We start from the raw sequence: 15523 nt of genomic DNA on the forward strand, positions 1-15523 counted from the left end.
GCCCTCAGCCGCTCGTACGGGCAGGTCGGGCCGTCGTCGCGCCACTCGGCCCGCCGCCGGCGGGGGGCGGCGTGTGGTGCGCGGGCAGTTTGTCGGAGGGCGTGGCGGGCGCCGCCGTACCCTCCGCGGACGGCTTGCCGGAGGACGACGCCAGCACCTGCGGGGTGGGCCGCGTGCCGGACGCCTCAGCGGTCTCCCCCTGCTTCTCCGCCTTCTCCGCCTTCTCCGCCTTCTCCGTCTCCTCCCGCCGCGGCTGCGTCAGCCACGCCACCGCCGCTCCGGTGATCGCGACGGGCCACTCCACGACGCCGGCGACGCCGAGCACCCCGGCGCCGGTGTACACGGCGATCCGGCGCCCGCGCGGCGACACCGCTCCGATCTTGTCCAGTGTCCCCTCGGCCGCCCGGCCCACCGTTCCGGCGCCGGGCACCCGGCTCAGTACCGAGGCGGCCGCCCGCAGCGGTTGCGGAAGATCCTGTGTCGACCGTGTCGACTTCTGCTCGGCCATGACTCTCCTCGGGATGGCGCCTCACCTTTCGGTGACCCGAGTTCCCGCAGTTCGGAGAGTCATCCCGAGTCAGGGTGACTACCTCATCCGCGCGACCGCGACCGCTCGACGGCGATCGCGTGCAGCCGCTCCAGCCGTGCCCGTGACTCCTCCTCCGCCGGTGTGTACGTGACCATGCGAGGCCCGTTCTCCGGGCCGAGCCACAGGTCGGTGTGGTCGACGACGACACGGCCCACGTACCGGTTCAGGAACTCCTTGCGCTTGCTGCGGTGGGCGATCACCTCGTGGCGGTCCCACGCCTCGCAGAAGTCCGGGGACTCGGCGCGCAGCCGCTTGAGGAGCATCTTCCAGGCGGGCTCGGCCAGATGCCCGGCCATCGTGGCGCGGAAGCGGGCGGCCATCATGCGCTGGGCGTCCTCCAGGTGCACGATGGACGACTGCCACTCGGGGTGCGTGTAGGAGAGGATCATGCAGTTGCGGTCCTCGGGCGGCACGGCGTCGAGGTCGCAGAGCAGCAGACTGTAGGTCCGGTTGTAGCCGAGGATGTCGTACCGGCTGTTCTGCACGGCGGCGGCCGCCGGCTCCAGCTGCTCCAGGACCGCCCGCAGCCCCGGGGTGAGCGACGGGCAGTCGGTGGCCGGCGTCGGATCCACGGCGCCGGCGAGCCGGAAGAGGTGGGCGCGTTCCGTCGGGTCGAGCAGCAGGGTGCGGGCGAGGGCGTCGAGGACCTGGACGGAGACCTGGATGTCCCGGGCCTGTTCGAGCCAGGTGTACCAGGTGACGCCGACCGCGGAGAGCTGGGCGACCTCCTCCCGGCGCAGTCCCGGGGTGCGGCGCCGGCGGCCGCGGGGCAGACCGACCCGTTCCGGGGCGATGTGCTCGCGTCGGTGGCGCAGGAAGGCGGCGAGTTCATGCCGCCGGATCTCCGCGACGGCCGTTCCCGACAGCGTTCCGGTCGGTGTTCCCGTCGGCGTTACCGTCGGGATTCCCGTCGGTGTTCCGGTCGGTGTTCCGGTCGGTGTTCCCGACGTCCTCCCCGAGGCCGTCCCCGCCGTCTCCTGGGCCATGGTCGTCATGCCTCCAGCCTGCCGCCGCCCGCACCTCTTCCCCACCCTGTTTCCAGGTGCTTCTTGTACCAGGATAAGAAGACTCTGGTACCCGTCTCGGAGCAGCCGCAGGCTCATACCCGTGACGGAAACCACGACCACCCCACCCCCGACCCGCCCCTCCCCCGCCCCACCGGAGCTCGGCGGGCTCGGCCTGTTCACGGTGCTGCTGGCCGCGGCACTGCCCCTCGTCGACTTCTTCATCGTCAACGTCGCCCTGCCGACCATCGGCTCGGACCTCGCCGCGAGCGAGTCGGTCCTGGAGCTCGTCGTCTCCGGGTACGGCCTGGCGTACGCCGTCCTGCTCGTCCTCGGCGGCCGGCTCGGCGACCTCTTCGGCCGGCGCCGCCTCTTCCTGGGCGGCATGGCCGCGTTCGGGCTGACCTCGCTGGCGTGCGGGCTCGCGCCCACCGCCTGGACGCTGGTCGCGGCCCGGGTCGCGCAGGGCGCGGCGTCCGCCGCGATGCTGCCGCAGGTGCTCGCCACCATCCAGGCGGCCACCGCGGGCCCGCGCCGCGCCAAGGCGATGAGCCTGTACGGCGCGACGGCCGGCCTGTCGATGGTGGCGGGCCAGATCCTGGGCGGCGTACTCGTCTCGGCCGACATTGCGGGCACCGGCTGGCGCTCGGTGTTCCTGGTGAACGTGCCGGTCGTCCTCGTCGGCCTCGTCCTGGCCGCCCGCGCGATCCCGGAGACCCGGGCGCAGCGCCCGGAACCGGTGGACGGCCCCGGCACGCTCCTGCTGGCCGCCTCGCTGATCGCCCTGCTGGCTCCGCTCACCGAGGGCAGGGCGGCGGGCTGGCCGCTGTGGACGTGGCTGTCGCTGGCGGCGTTCCCGTTCCTGGCGGCGGCGTTCTACGCGGTGGAGCGCAGGGCGGACCGCCTGGGCCGTACGCCGCTGGTGCCGCCGAGCCTGTTCCGGCTGGTGTCGCTGCGGCGCGGGCTGGTGATGATCCTGCCGTTCTCCATCGGGTTCAGCGGCTTCATGTTCGTGATCGCGGTGGCCTTGCAGCAGGGCGCGGGCCTCGGCCCCGTCCAGGCGGGCCTCGCCCTCGCCCCGCTGGCGGTGACGTTCTTCTTCACCTCGCTCGCCGGTCCCCGGCTCATCGCCCGGTACGGCACCCGGGTGGTGACGGCCGGCTCCCTGTTCCAGGTCGTGGGCGTGGGCCTGATCGCCCTGACCGCGTGGCGTTCCTGGCCGGACCTCGGCGTCGTCGCCCTGCTGCCGGGCGGTGCGATCGCCGGTGTGGGCCAGGCCCTCCAACTCCCCGTGATCTTCCGGATCGTCCTGTCCGAGGTGCCGCCCGCGCGGGCCGGCGTCGGCAGCGGTGTGATGACCACCACCCAGCAGTCGGCGCTGGCACTGGGCGTGGCCACCCTCGGCACCCTCTTCCTGTCCCTGACTCCGGGCCTGGGCATGCGGAACGCCCTGGTCATCACGCTTCTCGTACAGCTGGCGGCGATCGTCCTGACCGGTCTGCTGAGCCTGCGGCTGCCGAGGACGGTCGACTGAGCCCCAGAACACGGGTTGGCCAACGAGCTGTGAAGGATCCCCTGTTGATGTTGGTCTTGCTGCACACTCCTTGCTGCGTCAACAGACTCGCAGGGCGCGGCTTCTGGAGGCAGCATGCTGGAGATCAACACGAGCAAGGTGAGCCGCTGGGACCAGCACGGGCGCGAGCACGTCGTCCGGGTCCAGCGGGCGGGAATGCAGCGCACGATCAGCTGCGACACGTGCGGCTGGCGCAAGGGAGCGCAGTTCCTGCCCTGGCTGAAGGCGGAGGAACACCTGGCGGAGGCGCATCAGGCGACGGTCGATCCGACAGACCGGTCGGCCTAGTCACCCAGTTCGGTGAAGAGCGTCAGCTGAAGCGCACCGGGTGCCTCCAGCCGGGAGTTCAGCGAGTTCCACGGGGTGCGGGTCGGCTCGGCGACCACCTCCGCTCCGGCGGCCGCCAGCTTCTCGGTGGTGGCGACGGAGTCGTCGACCTGGAAGGCGACCCGGATGTGACCGGCCACGCGCCGCCCGACCTCGACCTCGTCGATGAAGGCGGCGTGGTTCGGGTCGGTCAGCTCCAGGGTGGCCCGGCCGGCGTCGAGGATGGTGACCCGGCCGCCCTCGGAGGTGAACGCGCCGCGTTCGGGCAGACCGAGGACGTCGCGGTAGAAGTGCAGGGCCGCGTCGTAGTCGGCCGCCGTGACCACCAGGCGGAGTTCGCGGACAGCGGGTTCCCCGGAGGTTTTCTCGGACATGTCGGCTCCTCGGAGATCGCGGGTACTGAACCCGACAACCCGGCGCTGTGCCGGGCGATTCCCAACGCCCTACGCGCCCAGCCCTCGCAGCAGCAACTGCACCACGGCCTTGAACTCGTCCTCCACGCCCGGCAGTTCCCACTCCCGGTGGTAGCAGGGGTCGTGGAAGCGGCCGGTCGCCTGGAACAGGGCGCGGGCCGTGGCGGCCGGGTCGGCGACCGTGAACACGCCCGCGTCCACGCCCGCCCGGACGATCCGGGTCAGCTGCCCGGTGAGGTCGGTGATGTGCTCGGCGACCGCCCCGCCGTTCTCGTCGGTCAGCACCATGTACGTGGCGAAGAGCTCGGGGTCGTCGCCCGCCTTGCGGCGCTTGGCCTCGAAGAGGGCCGCGAGCCAGTCGCCGAGGCGCTGTCGGGGGTCACGGGACGCGTCGGCGGCGATCCCGGCCAGGGACTCGGACGTGCGGTCCAGCCACCGCTTCGTGACCGCCTCCCGCAGCGCCGCCTTCGTGCGGAAGTGGCGGTAGACGCTGCCGTGGCTGACGCCGAGCGCGCGGGCCACGTCCACCACGGTCGCCTTGGCCGGGCCGTGGCGGCGCAGCACCTCCTCGGTCGCTTCGAGGATGCGCTCGGCGGTCAGGATCTCGCTGGTCGGTGGCATGAGCAGACCGTACCCGGCGCCCGCCTCAGGCCTCGAGGTGCGCCATCTGGGCCGCCGGGTACCGCTCACCCGCGGCGGCTCCGGCCGGTACGGCCTCCTCGATCGCGGCGAGGTCGGCCGCGTCCAGCGTGACGTCCAGTGCGCCGAGGGACTCCGTGAGCCGCTCGCGGGTACGGGCGCCGACCAGCGGCACGATGACGTTGTTGTGCTGCGAGCCCCGCGAGAGCACCCAGGCGATCGCGATCTGCGCGACGCTGGTGCCCTTCTGCTCGGCGATCTTCCGCAGCGCCTCGACGAGGTTCAGGTTGTGCTGGAGGTTCTCGCCCTGGAAGCGCGGGGACATCGCCCGGAAGTCGTTCGCGGCGAGCTGCCGGTCGCCGGTGAAGTGGCCGGAGATCAGACCGCGGGACAGGACGCCGTACGCCGTGACGCCGATGCCCAGTTCGCGGGTGGTCGGCAGGATCTCGTCCTCGATGCCGCGGGAGATCAGCGAGTACTCGATCTGGAGGTCGCTGACGGGGGCGGTGGCGGCGGCCCGGCGGATGGTGTCGGCGCCGACCTCGCTCAGGCCCACGTGCCGGACGTAACCCTTGTCGACCAGTTCGGCGATCGCGCCGACCGTCTCCTCGATCGGGACGGCCGGGTCGAGCCGGGCGATCCGGTAGACGTCGATGTGGTCGACGCCGAGGCGCTGGAGCGAGTACGCGGCGAAGTTCTTCACGGCGGCCGGGCGCCCGTCGTAGCCGGACCAGCCGCCGGCCGGGTCGCGCAGCGCGCCGAACTTCACGCTGACGAGGGCCTGTTCGCGGCGGGCGGCGGGCGCGGTGCGCAGGGCCTCGCCGATGAGGAGTTCGTTGTGGCCCATGCCGTAGAAGTCGCCGGTGTCGAGCAGGGTGACGCCCGCCTCCAGGGCGGCGTGGATGGTAGCGATCGACTCGGCGCGGTCGGCGTCGCCGTACAGCGCGGACATGCCCATGCAGCCGAGGCCGAGAGCGGAGACCTGGGGGCCGGTGCTTCCGAGAGTGCGCGTGTGCATCGTCATGACACCCACCATGACATGACAGCTGACAGATTTCAATATCTGTCAGCTGTCATGTGTCAGCCGCTTACCGCTTTACGGGTATCCCCGCGAGCCGCGCTCAGCCCTGCTCCACGCTCAGCCTCAGCCCTGCTTCAGCGGCAGCGCCAGGTCCACGACCTTGCGGCCGCCGTCGAAGGTGCCGGTGCGGGTGACCGAGCCGTTCAGCAGGTCCGCGCGGTAGAGGCGCTGGGCACCGCCGACCGCCAGGACGCCGTACGCCGTGTTCGAGCCGGTGCGCCGCGAGGTGTAGACGTCGAAGCCCGCGTTCGGGCCCGCGTCGACGCCGAGCTTGCCGGTGGGCGCGAGGTTGCCCGCGTTGGCCGGGGACTGGACGGCGACCTGGTCGTTCACCGTGTCCACGTCGAAGAGGGTGGTGGCGGTGGTCGCGGAGAGGTCGTTGTTCGTGTACGCCGCACCCGTCACGCCGGCCGCCGTGGCACCGGTCGTCGCGGGCGGCACGGGCGGGTTGGTGAGGGTGCCGTCGACCGCGGTGGTGCCGGCGGCGGGCGCGCCGGCCGGGTCGTCGATGTTGTGGCGGAGGTTCTGGCCGGTGTCGCTGATGACCCGGAGCCGGTTGGCGGCAGGGTTGAAGTCGACGCCGAAGGTCGCGCCCTGCAGGGCCACGCTCAGCTGCGAGACCTTGGTGGCCTTGGCGCCGACCTCGCGGATCGTGTAGATGCCGCCCTTGTCGCCGACGCCGTACAGCTTGCCGTTCTGCACCCGGTAGTCGATGCCGACGAGCGCGCTGTCCCCCTTGAGGCCGTCCACCGTGCCGAGCGGGAGGACGCGGTCCGGCCGGTCGACGCGGAAGCTGACGAGACGCCGGTCGTCCGTGAGGCCGATCGCGGTGAGCCGGTCGCCGGCGACTCCCTGCACCCCGGCGACCGAGCCGCCCTGGGTGCTGATCGCCGAGGAGTCGCTCTCCTGCCCCTGCCCCCTGTCGCTCGCGGCGACATAGCCGACGGAACCGATGGCCAGGGCCAGAACGGCCGCCCCGATGACTGCTTGCTTGCGCATGATGCCCCCGTGTAGGTCGGTCACCGCGCCCCGCACTCTGCGAGCCGCGTATGACCTCCCCTTCGGAGCCACAGGTGTCCTGGATGGGCGAAACCCCGGTTCCGTTACGTCTGTTACGGAACCGGGGTTTTCGTGTGCTCTTCGTGACTAGCGGCCGATCACTAGCAGCCGATGAGTCGGCTCGCCAGGTACCCCTCGATCTGGTCCAGCGACACGCGCTCCTGCTTCATCGAGTCACGCTCGCGCACCGTCACCGCGTTGTCGTCCAGGGTGTCGAAGTCGACGGTCACGCAGAACGGCGTACCGATCTCGTCCTGGCGGCGGTAGCGGCGGCCGATGGCGCCGGCGTCGTCGAAGTCGATGTTCCAGTTCTGGCGCAGCGCCTGGGCCAGACCCTTGGCCTTCGGGGACAGCTCGGCGTTCCGCGACAGGGGAAGCACCGCGGCCTTCACCGGGGCCAGCCGCGGGTCGAGGCGCAGCACCGTGCGCTTCTCCAGCTTGCCCTTGGCGTTGGGCGCCTCGTCCTCGATGTAGGCGTCGAGCAGGAAGGCGAGCATCGCGCGCCCGACACCGGCCGCCGGCTCGATGACGTACGGGGTCCAGCGCTCCTGGGCGTCCTGGTCGAAGTACGACAGGTCCTGGCCGGAGGCCTTGGAGTGGGCGCCGAGGTCGTAGTCGGTGCGGTTGGCGACACCCTCCAGCTCACCCCACTCGTTGCCGCCGAACTGGAAGCGGTACTCGATGTCGGCGGTGCGCTTGGAGTAGTGGGAGAGCTTCTCCTTGGGGTGGTCGTACCACCGCATGTTCTCCTCGCGCAGGCCCAGGCCGGTGTACCAGTTCCAGCGCTGCTCCATCCAGTACTCCTGCCACTTCTCGTCCTCGCCCGGCTTGACGAAGAACTCCATCTCCATCTGCTCGAACTCGCGGGTGCGGAAGATGAAGTTGCCGGGCGTGATCTCGTTGCGGAAGGACTTGCCCATCTGCGCGATGCCGAACGGCGGCTTCTTGCGCGAAGCGACGTGCACCTGGGCGAAGTTGGTGAAGATGCCCTGCGCGGTCTCGGGGCGCAGGTAGGCGACGGAGCCGCTGTCCTGGGTCGGGCCGAGGTGGGTGGAGAGCAGACCCGAGAACTGCTTGGGCTCGGTGAACTGGCCCTTGTTGCCGCAGTTGGGGCAGTTCACGTCCGCCAGGCCGTTCGCCGGCGGGCGGTTGTGCTTGGCCTCGTACGCCTCTTCAAGGTGGTCGGCACGGAACCGCTTGTGACAGGAGGTGCACTCGGTGAGCGGGTCCGTGAAGGTGGCGACGTGGCCGGAGGCGACCCAGACCTCGGGGGCCAGGATCACGGACGAGTCGATACCGACCACGTCCTCGCGCGACGTCACCATGTAGCGCCACCACTGGCGCTTGAGGTTCTCCTTGAGCTCGACACCCAGCGGCCCGTAGTCCCAGGCGGCGCGCTGTCCGCCGTAGATCTCACTGCTGGGGAATACGAAGCCACGGCGCTTGCTCAGGCTGACGATGGTGTCGATCTTGTCGGCGGCCACGGTGCTCTCTTCATTACGACGACGGGCGACGAAGCGAGATGCTTCAGAGCATTGCTTCAGAGCGAATGCTTCAGGTTACCGGCGTGGGCTCCCCTCCAATCAAATCGGTACCGGTACCAGGCCTCTCACCACGTTTGTTGACAACGGTTTCCATATTTGTTGAAAATGACTGTCATGAACGTACGACGACAGCACATATCCGGCATCGCGGTCGCCGCGGTCACCGCCCTCGGCCTCGGCACCCTCTCCGCCTGCTCCAGCGACAGCGAGACGGCGGGCACCGCGGCTGACGCGGACAAGTTCGACGTCGTCGCCTCGTTCTACCCGATGGCCTACCTCGCCGAGCAGATCGGCGGGGACCATGTGAACGTCACCAGTCTCACCGAGCCCGGCCAGGAGCCGCACGACCTGGAGATCAGCGCCCAGCAGACCGCGCGGCTCCAGGAGTCCGACGCGGTGCTCTACCTCAAGGACCTCCAGCCCGCCGTCGACAAGGCGGTCGCGCAGGCCGAGGTCAAGAACAAGATCGACGCGGCCACGCTGACCACGTTGGAGGACCACGGCTCCACCGAGCACAGCCATGAAGGCGAGGAGGAGCCCGCCGAGGAGGAGGAGCACGCCCTCGATCCGCACATCTGGCTCGACCCGGTGAAGTACGCCGAGGTCGCCGAGGGCGTCGCCAAGTCCTTCGAGAAGGCCGACCCGGACAACGCGGCGGACTACAAGAAGAACGCCGCCGCGCTGACCAAGAAGCTCGGCGACCTCGACACCGCGTTCGCGGACGGCCTGAAGAACACCGACAGCAAGGTCTTCTTCACCAACCACGCCGCCTTCGGCTACCTCGCCGAGCGCTACGGCCTGACCATGGAGGCCATCTCCGGCCTCGACCCGGAGAGCGAGCCCAGCCCGGCCCGGATCAAGGAACTCCAGACGGAGGCCAAGGCCGACGGCGTCACCACCGTCTTCTACGAGACACTGGTGTCCGACAAGACCGCGAAGACCCTCGCCCAGGACGCGGGCCTCAAGACGGACGTCCTCGACCCGATCGAGGGCATCACCGACAAGTCCAAGGGCGACGACTACTTCCAGGTCATGGAGTCCAACCTGACCGCGCTGAAAACCGCTCTCGGCGCCAAGTGACCGCTGCGGAGCACGGAGTTACGGAGGACCTCGTGAGCGAGCCCGTCATATCCCTGCGCGGCGTCCGCGCCGAGCTGGGCTCGCGCCCGGTCCTGCGCGGCATCGACCTCACCGTCTCCCGCGGTGAGGTCGTCGCGCTGCTCGGCGCCAACGGCTCCGGCAAGTCGACCGCGATCCGCACCGTCATCGGCCAGGTGCCGGTCAGCGCCGGCGAGATCGAGCTGTTCGGCACCCCGCGCCGCCGCTTCCGCGACTGGGCGCGCGTGGGCTACGTCCCGCAGCGCACCACGGCCGCGGGCGGCGTCCCCGCCACCGTCACCGAGATCGTCTCCTCCGGCCGCCTGTCCCGCGCCCGCTTCGGCATCCTGCGCAAGGCCGACCACGAGGCCGTACGCCGTGCGCTGGACCTGGTCGGCCTGGCCGACCGCGCGAAGGACTCCGTCAACGCCCTCTCCGGCGGCCAGCACCAGCGCGTACTGATCGCCCGCGCCCTCGCCGCCGAACCCGAACTCCTGATCATGGACGAGCCGATGGCGGGTGTGGACCTGGCGAGCCAGGAGGTACTGGCGTCGACCCTGCGCGAGCAGGTCGCCCAAGGTACGAGCGTCCTGCTCGTCCTGCACGAACTGGGCCCCCTGGAACCCCTGATCAACCGGGCGGTCGTCCTGCGCGACGGCTGCGTGACGCACGACGGCCCGCCCCCGCAGGCCCTCGGCCAGCACGCGCTGCCCGGCCACGACCACGTACACCCGCACGCGGCTCACGACGCCGAACCGATCCGGACGGGACTGCTGAGCTGATGGACCTCCTGAACTACGCCTTCATGCAGCGGGCCCTCCTGGCCGCGGTCCTGGTCGGCATCACGGCCCCGGCCGTCGGCATCTACCTCGTCCAGCGCCGCCAGGCCCTCATGGGCGACGGCATCGGCCACGTGGCGATGACCGGCGTCGGCCTCGGCTTCCTGCTGTCCTGGTCGCCGGTGTGGATGGCCACGCTGGTGTCCGTGCTCGGCGCGGTCGCCATGGAGCTGATCCGCTGGTACGGCAAGACCCGTGGCGACATCGCCCTCGCGATGCTCTTCTACGGCGGTATGGCCGGCGGTGTGATGCTCATCAACCTCGCGCCGACGGGCTCGAACGCGAACCTGACGTCGTACCTCTTCGGCTCCCTGTCGACGGTGAGCGAGTCGGACATCACGGCGATCTGCATCCTGGCAGCCTTCGTGGTGCTGGTCTCCGTCGGCCTGCGCCGCCAGCTGTTCGCGGTGAGCCAGGACGAGGAGTTCGCGCGGGTCACGGGTCTGCCGGTGCGGGCCCTGAACCTGCTGACGGCGGTCACGGCGGCGGTCACGGTCACGGTCGCGATGCGCGTGGTCGGCCTGCTGCTGGTGTCGGCGCTGATGGTGGTGCCGGTGGCGGCGGCGCAGCAGCTGAGCCGCAGCTTTGCGGCCACTTTCGCGATCGCGGTGGCCATCGGGGTCTCGGTGGCGGTCGGCGGCACCGTGACGTCGTACTACCAGGACGTGCCGCCCGGCGCGACGATCGTGCTGCTGGCCATCGGGGCGTTCATCCTCATGACCGCGCTGGCGGCGCCGCTGGCCCGGCGCCGCGCGCGGGCCCTGGCGGCCGCGCATCCCGCCGGGGACCCGGCGGAGTGCGCGATTCCGGCCAGCCGTGGATCCGACGGAAAGGTCGGCGTCTGACCACTGACAGGCCGGACTGGCACAATGGCCCGGCAGGTGCAGACGTTAAGGAGGCAACCGGTGACGACCGCAGGACCGTCCGTGAAGGGCCGCGCAACCCGGCAGCGGGCCGCCGTGGCGGCGGCCCTCGACGAGGTCGACGAGTTCCGCAGTGCCCAGGATCTCCACGACATGCTCAAGCACAAGGGTGACTCGGTCGGGCTGACCACGGTCTACCGCACGCTCCAGTCCCTCGCCGACGCCGGCGAGGTCGACGTCCTGCGCACCTCCGACGGCGAGTCCGTCTACCGCCGCTGCTCCACCGGCGAGCACCACCACCACCTCGTCTGCCGCGTCTGCGGCAAGGCCGTGGAGGTCGAGGGCCCGGCGGTGGAGACCTGGGCGGAGGCCATCGCGTCGGAACACGGGTTCGTGAACGTGGCGCACACGGTGGAGATCTTCGGAACGTGCGAGGACTGCGCGGCGAAGACGGCGTAGCGGCCCGGCTGCGGGCGGTCGTAGCTGCCGTAGCTGCCGTAGCTGCCGTAGCTGCCGTAGCTGCCGTAGCTGCGGGTGCCTGTCAGGCCTACTGCTCCTGGTCGCCCTCCATGGCCAGCAGCTCCTCGTTCGGGATGGCCCCGCCGAAGCGCCGGTCCCGCGAGGCGAACTCCACGCAGGCCCGCCACAGGTCACGACGGTCGAAGTCCGGCCACAGCACGTTCTGGAAGACCATCTCGGCGTAGGCGCTCTGCCAGAGCAGGTAGTTGGACGTACGCTGCTCGCCGCTCGGCCGCAGGAACAGGTCCACGTCCGGCATGTCCGGGTAGTACAAGTACTTCTGGATGGTCTTCTCGGAGACCTTCGACGGGTCCAGGCGCCCCGCCTTCACGTCCTGAGCCATCGCCTGCATCGCGTCCGCGAGCTCGGCACGGCCGCCGTAGTTCATGCAGAAGTACAGCGTCAGCTTGTCGTTGTCCTTGGTCTGCTCCTGGGCGACCTGGAGCTCCTTGGCGACGGACTTCCACAGCCGGGGCATACGGCCCACCCAGCGCACCCGGATACCGAGCTCGTCGAGCTGGTCGCGGCTCTTGCGGATGAAGTCGCGGTTGAAGTTCATCAGGAAGCGCACCTCGTCGGGCGAGCGCTTCCAGTTCTCGGTGGAGAAGGCGTACAGGGAGATGTTCCTCACGCCCATCTCGACCGCGCCCTGGAGCACGTCCAGCACCCGCTCGGCGCCGACCTTGTGCCCCTCGGTGCGCGGCAGGCCGCGTTCCTTGGCCCAGCGGCCGTTCCCGTCCATGACGATCGCCACATGGGTGGGCACCAGCTCGCCGGGGAGCTTCGGCGGGCGGGCCCCGGACGGGTGCGGCTCCGGCGTCTTGTACTCACGGCGCTGGCGCCCCAGGATCCCGCGTACGGCCATGTGCTTCTCGTCTCCTCTGTGGTGCTTGTCCTCGGTGGCGCTTGTCCTCGGTGGCGCTTGTCCTCGGTGGCTTACGCCTTTTCCACGTACCTGAGCGAGCGCAGCCCGCGCTCCAGATGCCAGTGCAGGTAGGCGGACACCAGCCCGCTCCCCTCCCGGACATGCCGCGGCTCGCTCGCGTCCGCGGTCTCCCAGTCTCCCGTAAGCAGCGCCCCGAGGAGTTCCAGGGTCTGCGGCGACGGTACGACACTCCCCGGCACCCGGCAGTCGACGCAGACCGAGCCCCCGGCCGCCACCGAGAAGAACCGGTTCGGCCCGGGCATGCCGCACTTCGCGCAGTCGGTGAAGGTGGGCGCGTAGCCGTTCACGGCGAGGGAGCGGAGGAGAAAGGCGTCGAGGATGAGGTGCGGGGCGTGCTCGCCGCGAGCGAGGGTCCGCAGGGCCCCGACGAGCAGCAGATACTGCTGCACCGCCGGCTCGCCCTCGTGGTCGGTGAACCGCTCGGCGGTCTCCAGCATGGCCGTCCCGGCGGTGTAGCGCGCGTAGTCCGCGACGATCCCGCCCCCGTACGGCGCGATGGTCTCGCTCTGCGTGCACAGCGGCAGCCCGCGCCCGATCAGCTCGCTCCCGCGCGCGAAGAACTGCACGTCGACGTGGGAGAAGGGCTCCAGCCGGGCCCCGAACTTGGACTTGGTCCTGCGCACCCCACGGGCCACGGCCCGTACCCGCCCGTGACCGCGCGTGAGCAGCGTGATGATCCGGTCCGCCTCACCCAGCTTCTGGGTGCGCAGCACGATGCCGTCGTCACGGAACAGACTCATGGGCCCATTCTCGCCTACGCCGACTGCCCCCGGTCGTCCCCGGGCTTCAAGGCACCTCGCCGCGGCTTCGCGCATTGGCGTACGCCGTCATCGCGCTCAGCCGCTCGGCAGGCGTGGCATGCCGCACGGCACCCGGCTCGGCGTCCCACTCCCGCCCCCCGCCATACGGTCTCAGTTGCACATACGGCCCCTCGTGCCCCATCACGATCCCCATCCGCCCGCTCCGGGTGTCCACGACATACGCCCCCACCGGCGGCTTCACCGCAGTACCGCCGCGAGTCGCTGCGCGGTCTCCACGGAACACCGCCCCAATTCGACGAGCGGACAGGGCGCCTCCCGCGCGAGATTCACGGGGTCGAGCCCGAGTGACGGAAGCGTAATTCCCGCCGTAAGGAGTGCCTCCCGCAATTCTTTCACCGTTTCCTCCGCCTCTTCGACGCGGTGCGCCGAGTGCTGTGACTCCACCGTGCTCCCCTTCCTTTTTGAGTTTCACTCTTCTCATCTCCAGGGTGCCCTGTGGGGCCTACACTCGGCAGGAGTCTGTGCACTACAAGTGCGGGTCAGTGGAGGGTGATTGGCTGTGGCCAATGGTTCACGGCAGGCGGTCTGGGAGTTCTTCGGGGCGGAGCTGAAGCGCAGAAGGGAAGACGCGGGGATCACTCAAGTGGAGCTGGGCTTACGGGTTTTCGTGTCCGGTGGGTACATCGGACAGTTCGAACAGGCTATTCGGAAACCGCAATTGGATGTGGCGCAGCGGATTGACGAGGCACTACAAACCGACGGTATTTTCGAGCGGCTGTGGCGGAAGCTCATCAAAGAACAGCGGTACGCGGATTACTTCGCCCACGCTGCGGAGCTGGAGCGGCTGGCGACGAGCATCTGCGAGTGGGCGCCCGCCGTGGTACCGGGCCTCCTGCAGACACCCGAGTACGCCCGTGCGATCTACCTGGCGAGCAACCCGCTTGCCACGGACACCTACATCGAGGAGATGGTCAGCCTTCGCATGGAGCGCGCCCAGCTCCTCAAGGACGCTGCACGGCCGGTGTATTGGGCGCTCCTGCATGAGACGGCCCTACGCGTCCCGGTCGGTTCTTCTGCGGTGATGGCCCAGCAACTGGACCACATCGCGGCGATGTTGCGCAGCCGCCAGGTTCTGGTGCAGGTGCTGCCGTTCTCTGCGGGGGCACATCCGCACATGGGCAAGCTGATGAGGCTCATGGAGTTCGAAGACGCCCCACCAACCGTCTATACAGAGGCGGTGTTTTCGGGGAACCTGCTGGACGATCCGGCCATGGTGAAGCGGACACAGGCGGATTACGATCTGCTCAGGGCCGCCGCTGTGTCACCGGAGGCGTCCCTGGCCCTGATCGAGGCGGCGGCGGAGGACTACAGACGATGCGCGGGTACGACCTGACCAACGCCCGCTGGCGCAAGAGCACCTACAGTGGCGGCAGCGGCGGCGAGGAATGCGTCGAGGTCGCGTACGACTTCCCTGGCGCCGCCAGCTGGCGCAAGAGCACCTACAGCGGCGGCAGCGGCGGCGAGTCGTGCGTCGAGGTCGCCGACGGAGTCCCCGGCGTCGTACCCGTCCGGGACAGCAAGGTTCCCGGTGGGCCCGTGCTGCTCGTCGGGCCGGTCGCCTGGGCGGAGTTCATCCGTACTGTCGGGGTCGCCTGATCGTGGACGGGGTCCGCTGGCTCGCCGGGCACTGGCGGAGCGTCGATCTGAACGTGACGTTCGCCCGTGGTGTCGGCGTCGAGGAACTCGCCGTACGGCTGGGGGCGGAGCCCGGCGCGCTGCTGGAGCCGATGACCCAGGTCGAGGCCGACGAGATGCAGGCCGACGAAGGCGTGGCCCGCGTCGCCCGGCTCGGGGAGTGCGCGGGATGGACGTACGCGGTGGAGCCCGTGTGTCCGTCGAGGGCGTTCTGGGGGAAGCCGGCGCTGTCCGAGGGCGGCGTGGAGGAGGTCCTGCACCTGACGCCGAAGTCGTACGACCCGCCGAAGGAGTTCTGGTACTACCGGGACGGCGCGCGAGTCGGCCGCTTCCCCGCGGCCCGCGCTGGAGCGGGTCGCTGACGTCGAGGATCCGACGGAGCGCGTGCTCGGGCTCGTCGAGGAGCACTTCGGGGTCGGTCTGCCCCGAGCCGCCGTTCTGGAGGGCCGACTGGTCACCGCGGTGACGAGCGTCGACCCTCCGAACGACCTGGGTGTCGCGGAGGGGGCCGACGTGCTGGTCACGGGCGTAACCCCGGCCAGCATCGACAAGGCGCGGCAGATCCTCGGGGAC

The 15523-nt window shown here is 70.2% G+C and carries 20 protein-coding genes and 1 pseudogene; 10 read left to right on the forward strand and 11 right to left on the reverse strand.

Annotated features, from left to right (window positions below; genetic code table 11):
- Positions 1–4: 4 nt before the first annotated feature.
- Positions 5–508, reverse strand: a complete 504-nt coding sequence (locus AC5P09_RS44270) for a hypothetical protein (RefSeq protein WP_493879351.1) — start codon at positions 506–508, stop codon at positions 5–7.
- An 83-nt stretch (positions 509–591) separates the two neighbouring features.
- Complete coding sequence (locus AC5P09_RS44275; RefSeq protein ID WP_493879352.1) at positions 592–1584, reverse strand: helix-turn-helix transcriptional regulator; 993 nt, start codon at positions 1582–1584, stop codon at positions 592–594.
- Positions 1585–1696: 112 nt separating this feature from the next.
- On the opposite strand from AC5P09_RS44275, the gene AC5P09_RS44280 reads away from it, so the two are divergent.
- Together AC5P09_RS44280 and AC5P09_RS44285 are read left to right on the forward strand one after the other, a co-directional pair.
- A complete protein-coding gene (locus AC5P09_RS44280) occupies positions 1697–3127 on the forward strand; it encodes an MFS transporter (protein WP_493879353.1) in 1431 nt (476 codons plus the stop codon).
- 114 nt (positions 3128–3241) lie between these two features.
- Positions 3242–3454 carry a hypothetical protein gene (locus AC5P09_RS44285; protein ID WP_266439770.1) on the forward strand — a complete coding sequence of 71 codons (213 nt, stop codon included), beginning with the start codon at positions 3242–3244 and terminating at the stop codon, positions 3452–3454.
- Here the strand turns inward: AC5P09_RS44285 and AC5P09_RS44290 are convergent.
- The 5 genes from AC5P09_RS44290 to AC5P09_RS44310 form a co-directional block, all read right to left on the reverse strand.
- The gene (locus AC5P09_RS44290; protein ID WP_307674696.1) at positions 3451–3867 is read right to left on the reverse strand and encodes a VOC family protein; all 417 of its coding nucleotides are present in this window, start codon (positions 3865–3867) and stop codon (positions 3451–3453) included. The two genes, AC5P09_RS44285 and AC5P09_RS44290, sit on opposite strands and share 4 nt — an antisense overlap.
- A gap of 69 nt (positions 3868–3936) precedes the next feature.
- Positions 3937–4527 carry a TetR/AcrR family transcriptional regulator gene (locus AC5P09_RS44295; protein ID WP_493879354.1) on the reverse strand — a complete coding sequence of 197 codons (591 nt, stop codon included), beginning with the start codon at positions 4525–4527 and terminating at the stop codon, positions 3937–3939.
- A gap of 25 nt (positions 4528–4552) precedes the next feature.
- Entirely contained in the window at positions 4553–5569 is a 1017-nt protein-coding gene (locus AC5P09_RS44300) for an aldo/keto reductase (RefSeq protein WP_493879355.1), read from the reverse strand.
- 120 nt (positions 5570–5689) lie between these two features.
- The gene (locus AC5P09_RS44305) at positions 5690–6625 is read right to left on the reverse strand and encodes a DUF4394 domain-containing protein (RefSeq protein ID WP_493879356.1); all 936 of its coding nucleotides are present in this window, start codon (positions 6623–6625) and stop codon (positions 5690–5692) included.
- Positions 6626–6786: 161 nt separating this feature from the next.
- The gene (locus AC5P09_RS44310; protein ID WP_493879357.1) at positions 6787–8169 is read right to left on the reverse strand and encodes a glycine--tRNA ligase; all 1383 of its coding nucleotides are present in this window, start codon (positions 8167–8169) and stop codon (positions 6787–6789) included.
- A gap of 174 nt (positions 8170–8343) precedes the next feature.
- Here AC5P09_RS44310 and AC5P09_RS44315 point away from each other — a divergent pair, with 174 nt between their 5' ends.
- The 4 genes from AC5P09_RS44315 to AC5P09_RS44330 are packed head-to-tail and all read left to right on the forward strand — an operon-like array spanning position 8344 to position 11488.
- Positions 8344–9309: a metal ABC transporter substrate-binding protein gene (locus AC5P09_RS44315; protein WP_493879358.1), complete on the forward strand. Its 966-nt coding sequence runs from the start codon at positions 8344–8346 to the stop codon at positions 9307–9309.
- A gap of 32 nt (positions 9310–9341) precedes the next feature.
- The gene (locus AC5P09_RS44320; protein ID WP_345570645.1) at positions 9342–10109 is read left to right on the forward strand and encodes a metal ABC transporter ATP-binding protein; all 768 of its coding nucleotides are present in this window, start codon (positions 9342–9344) and stop codon (positions 10107–10109) included.
- A complete protein-coding gene (locus tag AC5P09_RS44325; protein WP_266439757.1) occupies positions 10109–11011 on the forward strand; it encodes a metal ABC transporter permease in 903 nt (300 codons plus the stop codon). Before AC5P09_RS44320 ends, AC5P09_RS44325 begins: the two co-directional genes overlap by 1 nt.
- A 60-nt stretch (positions 11012–11071) precedes the next feature.
- Positions 11072–11488: a Fur family transcriptional regulator gene (locus AC5P09_RS44330; protein ID WP_266439755.1), complete on the forward strand. Its 417-nt coding sequence runs from the start codon at positions 11072–11074 to the stop codon at positions 11486–11488.
- Between the two features lie 88 nt (positions 11489–11576).
- On the opposite strand, the gene AC5P09_RS44335 is transcribed toward AC5P09_RS44330, so the two are convergent.
- From AC5P09_RS44335 to AC5P09_RS44350, 4 genes are all read right to left on the reverse strand, one after another.
- The gene (locus AC5P09_RS44335) at positions 11577–12413 is read right to left on the reverse strand and encodes an isoprenyl transferase (protein WP_493879359.1); all 837 of its coding nucleotides are present in this window, start codon (positions 12411–12413) and stop codon (positions 11577–11579) included.
- A 71-nt stretch (positions 12414–12484) separates the two neighbouring features.
- Entirely contained in the window at positions 12485–13234 is a 750-nt protein-coding gene (recO, locus tag AC5P09_RS44340) for a DNA repair protein RecO (RefSeq protein ID WP_307674704.1), read from the reverse strand.
- A gap of 46 nt (positions 13235–13280) precedes the next feature.
- The gene (locus tag AC5P09_RS44345) at positions 13281–13496 is read right to left on the reverse strand and encodes a hypothetical protein (protein ID WP_266439749.1); all 216 of its coding nucleotides are present in this window, start codon (positions 13494–13496) and stop codon (positions 13281–13283) included.
- Positions 13493–13699, reverse strand: coding sequence for a hypothetical protein (locus AC5P09_RS44350; RefSeq protein WP_493879360.1), 207 nt, complete (start codon positions 13697–13699; stop codon positions 13493–13495). Before AC5P09_RS44350 ends, AC5P09_RS44345 begins: the two co-directional genes overlap by 4 nt.
- Positions 13700–13814: 115 nt before the next feature.
- Here AC5P09_RS44350 and AC5P09_RS44355 point away from each other — a divergent pair, with 115 nt between their 5' ends.
- The 4 genes and pseudogenes from AC5P09_RS44355 to AC5P09_RS44370 all read left to right on the forward strand — a co-directional run.
- The gene (locus AC5P09_RS44355; RefSeq protein WP_493879363.1) at positions 13815–14648 is read left to right on the forward strand and encodes a helix-turn-helix domain-containing protein; all 834 of its coding nucleotides are present in this window, start codon (positions 13815–13817) and stop codon (positions 14646–14648) included.
- On the forward strand, positions 14630–14911 hold the full coding sequence (locus tag AC5P09_RS44360; protein ID WP_493879361.1) for a DUF397 domain-containing protein: 282 nt from the start codon (positions 14630–14632) through the stop codon (positions 14909–14911). Before AC5P09_RS44355 ends, AC5P09_RS44360 begins: the two co-directional genes overlap by 19 nt.
- Before the next feature lie 2 nt (positions 14912–14913).
- On the forward strand, positions 14914–15312 hold the full coding sequence (locus AC5P09_RS44365; RefSeq protein ID WP_493879362.1) for a hypothetical protein: 399 nt from the start codon (positions 14914–14916) through the stop codon (positions 15310–15312).
- Between the two features lie 22 nt (positions 15313–15334).
- Positions 15335–15523 (forward strand): annotated as a pseudogene (locus AC5P09_RS44370) (hypothetical protein); the annotation flags it as partial.

This window comes from Streptomyces sp. a15 (assembly GCF_059026085.1).